The organism is Crossiella sp. SN42 (genome assembly GCF_023897065.1).
In the GTDB taxonomy this organism is placed as follows: domain Bacteria; phylum Actinomycetota; class Actinomycetes; order Mycobacteriales; family Pseudonocardiaceae; genus Crossiella.
In genome coordinates, this window is sequence record NZ_JAMHIV010000059.1 from 28336 (window position 1) to 41528 (window position 13193).

General features: G+C 73.0%; 12 protein-coding genes. 4 read left to right on the plus strand and 8 right to left on the minus strand.

The features are described 5' to 3' along the window. Positions 1-51: 51 nt before the first annotated feature. Complete coding sequence (locus tag M8C13_RS42595) at positions 52-3429, minus strand: pyruvate carboxylase (protein ID WP_252486537.1); 3378 nt, start codon at positions 3427-3429, stop codon at positions 52-54. A gap of 408 nt (positions 3430-3837) precedes the next feature. Here M8C13_RS42595 and M8C13_RS42600 point away from each other — a divergent pair, with 408 nt between their 5' ends. Further along, entirely contained in the window at positions 3838-4287 is a 450-nt protein-coding gene (locus tag M8C13_RS42600) for a hypothetical protein (protein WP_252486538.1), read from the plus strand. On the opposite strand, the gene recG is transcribed toward M8C13_RS42600, so the two are convergent. After that, complete coding sequence (gene recG, locus M8C13_RS42605; protein WP_252486539.1) at positions 4284-6494, minus strand: ATP-dependent DNA helicase RecG; 2211 nt, start codon at positions 6492-6494, stop codon at positions 4284-4286. The two genes, M8C13_RS42600 and recG, sit on opposite strands and share 4 nt — an antisense overlap. Before the next feature lie 28 nt (positions 6495-6522). Continuing rightward, positions 6523-8121 carry a DAK2 domain-containing protein gene (locus tag M8C13_RS42610; RefSeq protein ID WP_252486546.1) on the minus strand — a complete coding sequence of 533 codons (1599 nt, stop codon included), beginning with the start codon at positions 8119-8121 and terminating at the stop codon, positions 6523-6525. A gap of 194 nt (positions 8122-8315) precedes the next feature. Between M8C13_RS42610 and rpmB the strand changes: the two genes are divergently transcribed. After that, positions 8316-8507 (plus strand): 50S ribosomal protein L28, encoded by a 192-nt coding sequence (gene rpmB / locus M8C13_RS42615; protein WP_185009173.1) that lies wholly within the window; start codon positions 8316-8318, stop codon positions 8505-8507. A gap of 73 nt (positions 8508-8580) precedes the next feature. Here the strand turns inward: rpmB and M8C13_RS42620 are convergent, their stop codons facing one another. From M8C13_RS42620 to M8C13_RS42640, 5 genes are all read right to left on the minus strand, one after another. Further along, on the minus strand, positions 8581-9255 hold the full coding sequence (locus tag M8C13_RS42620) for a uracil-DNA glycosylase (RefSeq protein WP_252486540.1): 675 nt from the start codon (positions 9253-9255) through the stop codon (positions 8581-8583). A gap of 58 nt (positions 9256-9313) precedes the next feature. After that, entirely contained in the window at positions 9314-9958 is a 645-nt protein-coding gene (locus tag M8C13_RS42625; protein WP_252486541.1) for a hypothetical protein, read from the minus strand. Positions 9959-10084: 126 nt separating this feature from the next. Next, on the minus strand, positions 10085-10606 hold the full coding sequence (locus tag M8C13_RS42630; RefSeq protein WP_252486542.1) for a gamma carbonic anhydrase family protein: 522 nt from the start codon (positions 10604-10606) through the stop codon (positions 10085-10087). 9 nt (positions 10607-10615) lie between these two features. Then, complete coding sequence (locus M8C13_RS42635; protein WP_252486543.1) at positions 10616-11113, minus strand: GNAT family N-acetyltransferase; 498 nt, start codon at positions 11111-11113, stop codon at positions 10616-10618. Between the two features lie 19 nt (positions 11114-11132). After that, on the minus strand, positions 11133-12104 hold the full coding sequence (locus M8C13_RS42640; protein WP_252486547.1) for a thiamine-phosphate kinase: 972 nt from the start codon (positions 12102-12104) through the stop codon (positions 11133-11135). A gap of 96 nt (positions 12105-12200) precedes the next feature. On the opposite strand from M8C13_RS42640, the gene M8C13_RS42645 reads away from it, so the two are divergent. After that, positions 12201-12437 (plus strand): Lrp/AsnC family transcriptional regulator, encoded by a 237-nt coding sequence (locus M8C13_RS42645; RefSeq protein ID WP_185009185.1) that lies wholly within the window; start codon positions 12201-12203, stop codon positions 12435-12437. A gap of 81 nt (positions 12438-12518) precedes the next feature. After that, positions 12519-13100, plus strand: coding sequence for a DUF3515 domain-containing protein (locus M8C13_RS42650; protein ID WP_252486544.1), 582 nt, complete (start codon positions 12519-12521; stop codon positions 13098-13100). Positions 13101-13193 lie beyond the last annotated feature (93 nt).

The following is a 13193-nucleotide window of genomic DNA, read 5'->3' on the forward strand; positions in this document are numbered from 1 at the left end:
CTCCCCTGGTCCCGCGCCCGGAGGGGCAGGACCAGGGGAGAGGTGAGTGGATCAGCCGAGCTCGATCAGCAGGTCGCCGCCTTCGACCTGCTGGACCTTGCCGATGGCCAGGCGCTTGACCGTGCCGGCCTTCGGGGAGGTGATGGCGGCCTCCATCTTCATCGCCTCGATGGTGGCCACGGTCTGGCCGGACTCGACCTGGTCGCCCTCGGCCACGGTCAGCGTGACCACCCCGGCGAACGGGGCGGGCACGTGGTCGGCGTTGCCGCGGTCGGCCTTCTCCGCGGCGGGCACGTCCGCGGCGACCGAGCGGTCGCGGACCGCGATCGGGCGGAGCTGGCCGTTGAGGGTGGCCATCACGGTGCGCATGCCGCGGTCGTCGGCCTCGCCGATGGCCTCCAGGCCGATGAGCAGGCGGACGCCAGGTTCCAGGTCGACCGAGTACTCCTCGCCTGGGCGCAGGCCGTAGAAGAAGTCCTTGCTGCGCAGCACGCTGGTGTCGCCGTAGGCCTCCCGGTGGGCGGCGAACTCCCTGGCGGGGGCGGGGAAGAGCAGGCGGTTCAGGGTCTGGCGGCGGTCGGACTCCAGGCCGCGGCGGTCGTCGTCGGTGAGCTCGGCGACCCGGCGCGGGGCGGTGCGGCCGGCCAGCGCCTTGGTGCGGAAGGGTTCCGGCCAGCCGCCGGGCGGGTCGCCCAGCTCGCCGGAGAGGAAGCCGATCACCGAGTCCGGGATGTCGAAGCGTCCGGGGTCCTCCTCGAACTCCTCCGGCGAGACCCCGGCGCCCACCAGGTGCAGGGCCAGGTCGCCGACGACCTTGGAGGACGGGGTCACCTTGACCAGGCGGCCCAGCATCCGGTCCGCGGCGGCGTAGGTGGCCTCGATGGCCTCGAACTTCTCGCCGAGGCCCAGCGCGATGGCCTGCTGGCGCAGGTTGGACAGCTGGCCGCCGGGGATCTCGTGGCTGTACACCCGGCCGGTCGGCGAGGGCAGGCCGGACTCGAACGGGGTGTAGATCCGCCGGACCGCCTCCCAGTACGGCTCCAGGTCGCACACCGCGCGCAGGTCCAGGCCGGTCGCGCGCTCGGTGTGGTCGGTGGCCGCGACGATCGCGGACAGCGCGGGCTGGGAGGTGGTGCCCGCCATGGACGCGGCCGCGCCGTCCACCGCGTCCACCCCGGCCGCGATCGCGGCGGTGTAGGTGGCCAGCTGGCCGCCTGGGGTGTCGTGGGTGTGCAGGTGCACCGGCAGGTCGAACTCCTTGCGCAGCGCGGAGACCAGGGTGGTCGCGGCGGGCGGGCGGAGCAGTCCGGCCATGTCCTTGATGCACAGGATGTGCGCGCCCGCGGTGACCATCTGCTCGGCCAGCCGCAGGTAGTAGTCCAGGGTGTAGAGCTTCTCGTTCGGGTCGGACAGGTCGGCGGTGTAGCAGAGCGCGACCTCGGCCACCGCGGTGCCGGTGTCGGCCACCGCGCGGATCGCCGGGATCATCTGCTCGACGTCGTTGAGCGCGTCGAAGATCCGGAAGATGTCGATGCCGGTGGCGGTGGCCTCCTCCACGAAGGCCTGGGTGACCGCCTCCGGGTAGGGCGTGTAGCCGACGGTGTTGCGGCCGCGCAGCAGCATCTGCAGGCAGATGTTGGGCACGGTCTCGCGCAGCGCGGCCAGCCGCTCCCACGGGTCCTCGGCCAGGAAGCGCAGCGCCACGTCGTAGGTCGCGCCGCCCCAGCACTCCAGGGAGAACAGCTCGGGGGTCAGCCGCGCCACGTGCGGGGCGACCGCGAGCAGGTCCTTGGAGCGCACCCTGGTGGCCAGCAGCGACTGGTGCGCGTCGCGGAAGGTGGTGTCGGTGACGCCGACCGCGGAGCTGGCGCGCAGCCAGTCCGCGAAGCCGCGCGGGCCCAGCTCCAGCAGCTTCTGCCGGGTGCCCGCGGGCGGGGTGGCGTTGAGGTCGGCGAACGGCAGCTTCTGCGCCGGGTCCACTGTGGACGGACGTGGGCCGTTGGGCTTGTTGACCGTGACGTCGGCCAGGTAGGTGAGCAGCCGGGTGCCGCGGTCGGCGGAGTGCCGCGCGGTGAGCAGGTGCGGGCGCTGCTCGATGAAGGAGGTGGTGACCCGGCCTTCCTGGAAGTCGACGTCGTCCAGCACCGCCTGCAGGAACGGGATGTTGGTGGACACGCCGCGGATGCGGAACTCGGCCACCGCGCGGCGTGCCTTGGCCACCGCGACGCCGAAGTCGCGGCCCCGGCAGCTCAGCTTGACCAGCATCGAGTCGAAGTGCGCCGAGATCGCGGTGCCTGCGAAGGTGGTGCCGCCGTCCAGCCGCACCCCGGAGCCGCCCGGCGAGCGGTAGGCGGTGATCCGGCCGGTGTCCGGGCGGAAGCCGTTGGCCGGGTCCTCGGTGGTGATCCGGCACTGCAGCGCGGCGCCGTGCAGCACCACGTTCTCCTGGGACAGGCCCAGGTCGGCCAGCGTCTCCCCGGAGGCGATCCGGAGCTGCGCCTGCACCAGGTCGACGTCGGTGACCTCCTCGGTCACCGTGTGCTCGACCTGGATGCGCGGGTTCATCTCGATGAAGACGTGCTTGCCCTGCCGGTCCAGCAGGAACTCCACGGTGCCTGCGTTGACGTAGCCGATCTGGCGGGCGAAGGCCACCGCGTCCGCGCAGATCCTCTCGCGCAGCGCGGGATCGAGGTTGGGCGCCGGCGCGATCTCGATGACCTTCTGGTGCCGTCGCTGCACCGAGCAGTCGCGCTCGAACAGGTGGATCACGTTGCCGGCGCCGTCGGCGAGGATCTGCACCTCGATGTGCCGCGGCTCGACCACGGCCTGCTCCAGGAACACCGTGGCGTCGCCGAAGGCCGACTCGGCCTCCCGCATCGCGGCCTCCAGGGCCTCGCGCAGCGCCTCCGGCTGCTCGACCCTGCGCATACCGCGCCCGCCGCCGCCGGCGACGGCCTTGACGAAGACCGGGAACCCGACCTCCGCCGCGGCGGCCAGCAGTTCGTCCACATCGGAGGAGGGCGCGGAGGAGCCCAGCACGGGCAGTCCGGCCTCGCGGGCGGCGGCGATGGCGCGGGCCTTGTTGCCGGTCAGCTGGAGCACCTCGGGCGTGGGCCCGACGAAGGTGATCCCCGCTTCCCGGCAGGCCTGGGCCAGCTCGGGGTTCTCGGAGAGGAAGCCGTAGCCGGGGTAGATCGCGTCCGCGCCTGCCTTGCGCGCTGCCTTGATCACCTCGTCCACGGACAGGTAGGCCCGCACCGGGTGCCCTGGGTCTCCGATCTCATAGGCCTCGTCGGCCTTGAGCCGGTGCAGGGAGTTGCGGTCCTCATGCGGGAAGACGGCCACGGTGCCTGCGCCGAGCTCGTACGCCGCGCGGAACGCGCGGATAGCGATCTCGCCGCGGTTGGCGACAAGGACCTTCCGGAACATAACCAGCTCCTCCTGGTGGCGGACAGGCCAGCCGGAGCACCGTATCGCGGCACTCCCGCCAGTCGGGAGAACCATCTCAGGTGACGGGCGTCTCCCCCGATGTGCGCAAACCGGCTCAAGCCTGGCTCGACCGCCAGCGTTTGCGCTGTTCACAGCATGTTTCGCCGATATTGCCCAGCTGGGGGCCTGCCCGAAACACCACGCTCCGGACCTGCCCGTGACAGCACCGGGCCAAGGGATGCGGGCGTGGACGCGCTCCCACGAGCCGGGTGGTCAACCGCGAACCGGTCCTTGGTCGTTCCTGCGCGCAAAACCTCCGGTCACGGCGCCGTGACGTTGACCCGCCAGTGCCGGTCGCGCACAGTGGCCACCCGAGTAACGCCGAGTCCGGACGAGCAGAGGGTCGAGATGGCGAAGGTCGTGTCCAGCATCGCCCAGTCCGTGCTGGTGGAGCAGCGGTACTTCACCCTGCACGACGCCCGCGGCCCGGCGCCGCTGGCGCCACCGGAGCCGGTGGACGAGCAGCTGGTGCACGCCGACCTGGGGCACGCGGTGTTCCGCAGCGCGGAGTCCGGCCACTACGCGGCGGTGCGGGCCGAGCTCTGGGACGCCGAGCCCGGCACCCCGGAGGACGGCTTCGACGCCCAGGGCCGGGTGGACATCCTGGCCGGCAGCGCGGAGCTGGTGCTCGGGCCGGTGCTCACGGTCAGTGAACCGGCGCGGCTGGCCCTGCCCGCGCCGGGCCGCTACCGGATCGACGCGACCGCGCGCGGGCGGGCCGAGGTGCGGGCGCTCGGGCCCGGCTCCTACGCGCACGGCATCGAGTCCTGGGTGATCCGGATCTGGCCGGTGCGCTAGGCCTTTTCCAGGTACTCCGCTTTGTCCGCGTCCACCACCGACTTGAGCAGCGAGGCCAGCCCCGGGTAGCCGGTGAGCTCGGGGTCCTCGGTCAGCAGCTGCACCGCCTCGGTGCGCGCGGTCGCGATGACCTCCTCGTCGCGCAGCAGCGAGAGCATCTTCAGCGTGGACTTGGCCCCGGACTGGGCCGCGCCCAGGATGTCGCCCTCGCGGCGCAGCTCCAGGTCCATCTGGGCCAGCTCGAAACCGTCGGTGGTGGCCGCGACCGCGTCCAGCCGTTCCCTGGTCGCGGTGCCGCCCAGCGCCTCGGAGACCAGCAGGCACAGCCCGGGCGCGCTGCCCCGGCCGACCCGGCCGCGCAGCTGGTGCAGCTGGCTGACGCCGAAGCGGTCCGCGTCCATGATCGCCATCACGGTGGCGTTGGGCACGTTCACGCCGACCTCGACCACGGTGGTGGCCACCAGCACCTGCACCTTGCCGTCGGCGAAACCGCGCATCACCGCGTCCTTGTCCTCCGGCGCGAGGCGGCCGTGCAGGATGCCGACGTTCAGTCCGGCCAGCGGCCCGGCAGCCAGTGCGGGGGCCACGTCCAGCACCGCCAGCGGCGGGCGGCGGTCGCTCTTGCCGCCCTTGTCCTCCTTGGGCGGCTCCGGGGTCGGGTCGTCCGCGCCGTCGAGGTCCTCCTCCGCCTCGGCCTCACCGATCCGAGGGCAGACCACGTAGGCCTGGTGACCGGCGCGGACCTCCTCGGTGATGCGCTGCCACACCCGGTCCAGCCAGGCCGGTTTCTCCGCCACCGGCACCACCGTGGTGCTGATCGGCGAACGTCCCCTTGGCAGCTCGCGCAGCGCCGAGACCTCCAGGTCGCCGTAGACGGTCATGGCCACCGTGCGCGGGATCGGGGTGGCGGTCATCACCAGCACGTGCGGGCTGACGCCCTCGCCCGCCCTGGTGCGCAGCGCGTCCCGCTGCTCCACGCCGAAGCGGTGCTGCTCGTCCACCACGACCAGGCCCAGGTCGGCGAAGGAGACCTTGTCCTGGATCAGCGCGTGCGTGCCGACCACGATCCCGGCCGCGCCGGAGGCGATGTCCAGCATCGCCTGCTTGCGCTCCTTGGTGCTCATCGAGCCGGTGAGCAGGGTGACCCTGGTGGCGTGCTCCGGCGCGCCCAGCTCACCGGCGCGGGCGAGCTCGCCCAGCATCTCGGCCAGCGAGCGGGCGTGCTGGGCGGCCAGCACCTCGGTCGGCGCGAGCATGGCGGCCTGCCTGCCCGCGTCCACCACCTGGAGCATGGCCCGCAGCGCGACGATGGTCTTGCCGGAGCCGACCTCGCCCTGCAGCAGCCGGTTCATCGGGTGCTCGCCGGAGAGGTCGCGGGCCACCGCCTCGCCGACCTCCTGCTGGCCCGCGGTGAGCTGGAACGGCAGCCGGGTGTCGAACTCGGCCAGCACCCCGCCGGGCTTGGCCGGGCAGCGCGGGGCCGGGCGGGCGCCGGAGACGATCCGGCGCTGGGCCAGCACCAGCTGCACCGCCAGCGCCTCGTCCCACTTGAGCCGGTTGCGCGCGCTGGTCACCTCGCCCCAGTCGGCAGGGCGGTGCACCTTGCGCAGCGAGGCGGACAGGTCGCCGAGGCCGTGCCGGGCGCGCACCGCCTCCGGCAGCGGGTCCTCCGCGCCGTCCCACTGGTCCAGGACCTGGCGCACGCACTTCTCCACCACCCAGGACTCGATGCCCTTGCTGGCCGGGTAGACCGGGATCAGGCCGCGGGCGAACTCGTCGGCCACCGAGTCGTCCTCGTTCTCGGCCAGCAGCTTGTAGTCAGGGTGGGCCAGCTGCAACGCGCCGTTGAAGGAGGTGACCTTGCCCGCGAACAGGCCGCGCTTGCCGGCCACGAGGTCCTTGGCCCGGTGCGGCTGGTTGAAGAAGGCGATGGTCATCGCGCGCTGGCCGTCGGTGATCGTGGACTCCACGATCGAGCCGTACTTGGTCTTCATCCGGCGCACCGTGGTCGAGCGGACCTCGGCCAGCACGGTGGCGTGCTCGCCGATCTCCAGCCCGGCGATGCTGGTCAGCTCGCCGCGCTCGGCGTAGCGGCGCGGGTAGTGCCGGAGCAGGTCGCCGACGGTGCGCAGGTTCAGGCCTTTGTCCAGGGCCTCGGCGGTCTTCGCGCCGAGCACGTGGTCCAGCCGGTCGTCGAAGGTGGTCATCGCCGTCCATTCAACCGCGTGGGTCCGACTATTCGATGCCCAGCAACACCATCGCGCCGCGCGAGCCACCCGGGTACGAGGCCAGGTCGACCTCGGGGTGCGCCCGGCGCAGGTGCTCCTCGACCTCGTCGAGCAGCTCCGGCGGCGCGGACTCGCCGAGCAGCAGGGTGACCAGCTCGCCGCCCGCCGAGAGCATCCGGTCCAGCAGCTCGCACACCGCCTCGGCGGGCCGGGAGCCGATCAGCACCACCTCGCGGTCGATCATGCCGAGCAGGTCGCCCGGCCGGCAGCGACCGGCCCAGGTGATCGCGTCCTCCTCGGCCACCGCCAGCTCGCCGCGCCGGGTGGCCGCGGCCGCCTCGGCCATGGCCACCACGTCGTCGCCGTGCCGCCGCTGCGGGTCGTGCACGGCCAGCGCGGCCAGGCCCTGCACCGGGGAGGCGGTGGGCACCACGACCACGTCGTAGCCGGAGGGCATGGCGTGCTCGGCGGCCTCCTCGGCGATCACGGTCAGCTCGGCGTCGTTGGGCAGCACCACGATGTGCTTGGCGCCCGCGCCGGTGAGCGTGGCCAGCAGCTCGGCCGCGGTCGGCCGCTGCCCGGTCCACTGGCAGACCACCGCGCCCTCGCCGCGGAAAAGCTCGGCCAGCCCCTCGCCGTCGGCCAGCACCACCACCGCGCGGTCGCGGAGCAGGCCGGTGGGCTCGGTGGGCAGCTGGTCGGCGAAGCGGATCACGGTGATCCGGTGCGGGCGGCCCGCCTCCACCCCGGCCTCGATGGCGGCGCCGACGTCCTGGCAGTGCACGTGTACCGTCCACAGCCCGGCGCCGTCGGAGACCACCGAGACGCAGTCGCCCAGCTCACTGAGCCGGGCGCGCAGCGCGGCGGTGCGCGCCTCGTCGGTGCCGTCGAGCAGGTACATGACCTCGTAGTCGAACTCGGCCGACCCGGCCTCGCGGGTGGCCTGCAGCTCGTCCTTGCCCCGGCGGACCAGCGCGTCGAACCGGGTGGACGGGGGCAGCGGCAGGCCGGTGACCACCGCGGTCAGCGTCTCCAGCAGCACCAGCAGGCCGCGGCCACCGGCGTCGACCACCCCGGCGCGGGCCAGCGCGGGCAGCTGGCTGGGTGTGCGGGCCAGCGCCTCGGCCGCGGCGGTGCTGGCCGCGAAGGCGACCTGCTCCAGGCTCTCGCCCGCGGCGGTGGCGGCCTCGGCCGCGGCGTGCATGACGCTGAGCACGGTGCCCGGGGCCGGTTCGCTGACCGCGGCGGTGGCCAGCCGGTCGGCCAGCCGCAGCCCGTCCTTGAGCGCGGGCCCGGTGAGCGTGCCGTCCTGGCGCAGCGCCTCGGCCAGCCCGCGCAGCACCTGGGACAGGATCACCCCGGAGTTCCCGCGCGCCCCGGCCAGCGCGCCCTTGGCCAGCGCGGCCAGCGCCGCCCCGCCGTCGGCCGCGGCCGAGTCGGTCAGCGTGTCCAGCGCGGCGCGCATCGTGTGCAGCAGGTTGCTGCCGGTGTCGCCGTCGGGCACCGGGAAGACGTTGATCCGGTCGATCGCCTCGCGGTCGGCGGCCAGCGCCTCGACACAGGCAACGGCCCAACCACGCACAGCGACCGCGTCCAGCACCTGCAACACCTGCGGCCGCCTCCCTCTGGATGTTGGCAGCGAGACTAGCGCCTGGTTCCGGTGCGGTCGGTAGCCCGGTTTGGTCGCGCGGATGCCGACCAGATACGCTGTCGGGGTTGCCCGGCTCGGCTTGGGCTCACTGCCGTCTGTGCCAGCTGGCATCGCGGACTTCTGTAGAACAACGTGTAAGGAGTGTCGACGTGGCTGCCGTTTGCGACGTCTGTAGCAAGGGGCCGGGCTTCGGCAAGTCGGTCTCGCACTCCCACCGGCGTACCAACCGCCGGTGGAACCCGAACATTCAGACCGTGCGCGCGAAGATCGGCCTGTCGCAGCGCAAGCGCCTGAATGTGTGTACCTCCTGCCTCAAGGCTGGCAAGGTCGCCCGCGGCTGACTCACCGCCGCAAGCTTGGCCATGAGGCCCGGATCACAGCTCGTGATCCGGGCCTCATGCTGTTGTCAGGGGGTCAGAGCTGCCAGTCGACGGGGTCCGCGCCCTGCTCGGTCAGGAGCTGGTTGGCGCGGCTGAAGGGACGCGAGCCGAAGAAGCCGCGGTCGGCCGACATCGGCGACGGGTGCGCCGACTCGATGCAGGGCACGCCGTCCAGCAGCGGCTTCAGCTCGCGGGCGTCCCGGCCCCAGAGGATGGCCACCAGCGGGGTGCCCCTGGCCGCCAGCGCCTTGATCGCCTCCTCGGTGACCTGCTCCCAGCCCTTGCCGCGGTGCGAGGCCGGCCTGCCCGGCGCCACCGTCAGCGACCGGTTGAGCAGCAGCACGCCGCGCTCGGTCCACGGGGACAGGTCCCCGTTGGGCGGCGGCGGGAAGCCGAGGTCCTCGCCGTACTCGCGGTAGATGTTGATCAGGCTCTTGGGCAGCGGGCGCACGTCGGCGGCCACCGAGAAGGACAGGCCGATGGCGTGCCCCGGCGTCGGGTAGGGGTCCTGCCCGACGATGAGCACCCGCACGTCGGCGAAGGGCTGCTTGAACGCGCGTAGCACGTTCTCCCCGGCCGGTAGGTACTTCCGGCCTGCGGCGATCTCCTCCCGGAGGAACTCCCCCATCGAGCCGATCCGGTCGGCCACCGGGTCGAGCGCCTTGGCCCAACCGGCTTCCATGATCTCGTGCAGCGGACGTCCAACCACGGAACGTGACCCTAGCGACGAGCCGCCAGGCGTGGCCCAGTGGGTCAGGCGCTGTGGGTCAGGCGCTCACCGTGCTTCGCCGCAGCCGGAGCTGCCGGTGCCGCAACGGCAACGGCCCCGGCCAGGCCCGCAGCAGCAGTGCGGCGGCGTCCCCGGCCACCGCGGCGGCCAGGCCGGTGTGCTCGGCCGGGTCGTAGCCCACCAGCACCGCCTCGGCGGCCACCAGCTGCCTGGCGGCCACATCGCGCAGCGCGGCCGCGGCGACCGGGCCGCCGGTGGCCGGATCGCCCAGCACCAGGCAGCGGCCGTGGCTGCCGATCACCGGCACCGCGTAGGCGGCCTGCCAGTGCCTGCCGTCGGCCGGTGGCCGCGGCGGATAGCCGGGGTTCAGCTCGACCAGCCTCGGCTGGATCCGCCTCGGCCGGGTGGCCACGCAGGCGGGCAGCCCGTCCCCGTTGCCCAGCCGGACGCTGAGCCGCTCGCCGACCGCGGGCACGCCGTGCACGGTCACCGGGACCGCCCGGTGCACCGGCAGGTGTTCGTTGACCGCGCCGATCGGCAGTGCCACCAGCGGCGCGGCGGTGGCCGGATCGGCCAGCACGACATCGGCCAGCACCTGGTCACCGCGCATGGTGAAGCGCTGCAAGGCCAGTGCCGGTCTGGACTCGGTGTTACCCGGTTGCGCGCCCATGCGCGCGTACATCGACAACATGTTCCTGCCCCCAGAAACATCGAACAGTGCCGAGCAGGCCAATGCCCGCCCACGATCAACCCTACGCCCGTGGGCGGGCGGCCGGGAGCAGCCGGAAGGGCGTCACCCGTACGGCTGTCAGTCCAACCGGCGCAGACCATCCCGGTAGACCTTGATGTTGGCCACGTACATGTCCACCCCGGGCTGCACGGCGTTCTCCGGCACCTCGAAGTCGGGCTTGACCTTGGCGGGCACGCCCACGGCGAGCCTGCGGGCCGGCACGTGGCCGTTGTGCGAGACCACCGCGCCCGCGCCGACGATCGCGCCGTCTTCGACCACCGCGCCGTTGAGCACCACCGAGCCGGAGCCGATCAGGCAGCCGTCGCCGATGGTGGCGCCCTCGATGTGTACGTTGTGCCCGACCACGCAGCCGGCGCCGATCAGGGTGGGGTGGATCTGGGTGCAGTGGATGATCGTGCCGTCCTGCACGTTCGACCGCTCACCCACCTCGATCCGGCCGTAGTCGCCGCGGAGCACCGCGGTGGGCCAGACCGAGACCTGCGGGCCGAGGGTCACGTTCCCGATCACGACCGCGTCGGGATGCACGTAGGCGGTCTCGTGGATTACCGGTTCCAGGTCACCAAGCGCGTAGACGGCCATAACGGAACTCTAACGTTCACTCGGCACCGCCGGAACGGCGATCTCCTTGCCGAAGCAGCGGCTGCTCTCGTGGCAGGCGTACACCCCGAACTTGGCGATCGGCGCGTAGCCGCTGGAGGTGTACAGCGCGATCGCCTCCGGCTGCTCGGTGCCGGTCTCCAGCACCATCCGGCGGCGGCCGGCGGCCAGCGCGAGGCGTTCCAGCTCGGCCAGCAGCTGCCGGGCCAGGCCACGGCCGCGGGCGGCGGCGACCACGTACATCCGCTTCAGCTCGGCGTCGCCGTCGGTGAAACCCGGCTCGTCCGAGTCGTGCGCGCGCCAGCCGCCGCACACCGCGGGCACGCCGTCGAGGTAGCCGACCAGGAACAACCCGCGCGGCGGGGCGAACTCGGCCGGGTCGACCGGGGTGATGTCCTCCTCGCCGTAGCGGAGGATGTACTCCTGCTGCACCTCGGCGATCAGCGCGGTGGCGTCGGGGTGGTCGTAGGCAAGGATCCGCAATTCCACCCGTGCAATTTACGTGAGCTCACTCCCGGCGCCAGTGCTCCCAGCCAGCAGGCCCTTCGTACGGCCGCCCGTCCACGGTCACCCCTGGTCCGGCGGTCACCGAGCCGATCACCGTCCAGTCCGCGGGCACCGCCTCGGCGCTGGGGAAGGTGGCCGCCAGCGCGTGGTCCTCGCCGCCGGTGAGCATCCAGTGCAGCGGGTCGGCGCCCAGCGCGGAGGCCACGTCCAGCAGCCGCTGGTGCACCTCCAGCGCGTTGGTGCGCACGTCGACGCCGACCCCGGAGGCCGCCGCCACGTGCGCCAGGTCGGCCAGCAGCCCGTCCGAGATGTCGATCATCGAGGTGGCCCCGGCGCGGGCGGCCTGCGCGCCTGCCTCATACGGCGGCTCCGGCACCCGCTGGGCGCCGACCACCGCCACCGGGGAGCGGAAGCCGCGGCCCAGCACGGCCAGTCCGGCGGCCGCCCAGCCGAGCCGTCCGCACACCGCGAGCAGGTCGCCCTGGCGGGCCCCGGAGCGGGTCACCGGGTCCAGTCCGTCCAGGTGCCCGAGCGCCGTGATGGAGATCACCAACTCCTTCGCGGTGACCATGTCCCCGCCCACCACCCCGGCCCCGGCCAGCCGGGCCTCCTCCCACATCCCGGCCATCAGCCCCTCGGCCACCGCGACCGGTGTCCCTGGCGGGCAGGCCAGGCCGACCAGCACCGCGGTCGGCACCGCGCCCATGGCCACCACATCGGCCAGGTTCACCGCCACCGACTTGCGTCCGACCTGCTCCGGAGTGGACCAGTCCAATCGGAAGTGCACGCCCTCCACCAACACGTCCGTGGAGGCGACCACCCGTCCGTCGGGCGCGGCGACCACCGCCGCGTCGTCTCCCGGGCCGAGCAGTGTGCTGGGTGGTTGCACACGGCCATCAGTCACCCGGCGGATAAGCCCGAACTCACCCAGATCGGCGACGGTGTCCGCACTCTGCGGCGGCTCCGGGCACAAAGGGACCTCCAGATCCACGCTTTGCTTCCCCCTCTGGGGTAAGTTCTGCCCACGATTCCTACCCCGAGCACAGCGGTCGAGACGAAGGGGCACGCCGTGGTCCAGGCTTACATCCTCATCCAGACCGAGGTCGGCAAAGCCGCCGCCGTGGCCGAACGCATCGGCGGGATACCCGGGGTGATCACTTCCGAGGACGTGACCGGGCCCTACGACGTGATCGTGCGCGCGGAGGCGGACACCGTGGACGACCTCGGCCAGCTGGTGGTCGCCCAGGTGCAGGCCGTCGACGGCATCACCAGGACGCTGACCTGTCCCGTGGTGCACATCAAGTAAGCGCTTGCGCAGCCCGCCGCCGCGCCCGTCACCCGACCCCGGGAGACGGGCGCGGTGGTGTGTCGTGGTTGGGTTGCGGGCGTGGCACCGAACGACCGCTCCCTCCCGCGTCCGCTGTTGATCGCGCTGATCGCGCTGCCGCTGCTGCTGGTGGCCGGGGTCGGCACGCTCGGCCTGCTCTACGGCTCCACCGGCTCCGCGCCGGCCGGCAGCACACCCACGCCGATCCGCACCGGCCCGGTCGCGCTGCCGCCCATCCCCGCCGAGCAGGCAGGCTCGCCCGCCTGCGGCAAGCTCGTGCAGGCGCTGCCCAAGGAGCTGACCTCCAACGGCGAACAGCTGGGCCGCCGGGAGATCGTCGCGCCCGCGCCGGAGGGCACCATGGTGTGGGGCAACGAGAAACGCGACCCGGTGGTGCTGCGCTGCGGACTGGGCAAGCCGGATGAGCTGAAGCCGGACAGCCGCCTCTCCGAGATCTCCGGCGTGCGCTGGCTGGAGCTGCCGGGCCAGGGCGCGAGCAGCTGGGTGGCGGTGGACCGCGAGGTCTACGTGGTGCTCACGGTGCCCGGCGGGTCGGGCACCGGGCCGCTGCAGGGGGTGTCGGAGTCGATCCGCGCCACACTGCCGGAGCAGAAGGTCGACACCGGCACCGCCCCGCGCTAGGCCGTGTCGTCACAGCCCCGTCTGCGGGAGTCGTGATCGGTTTGGCCGCTGGCGGTGCGGCCGGGACGCCCCCAAACCGGGCGGATTCGGGCG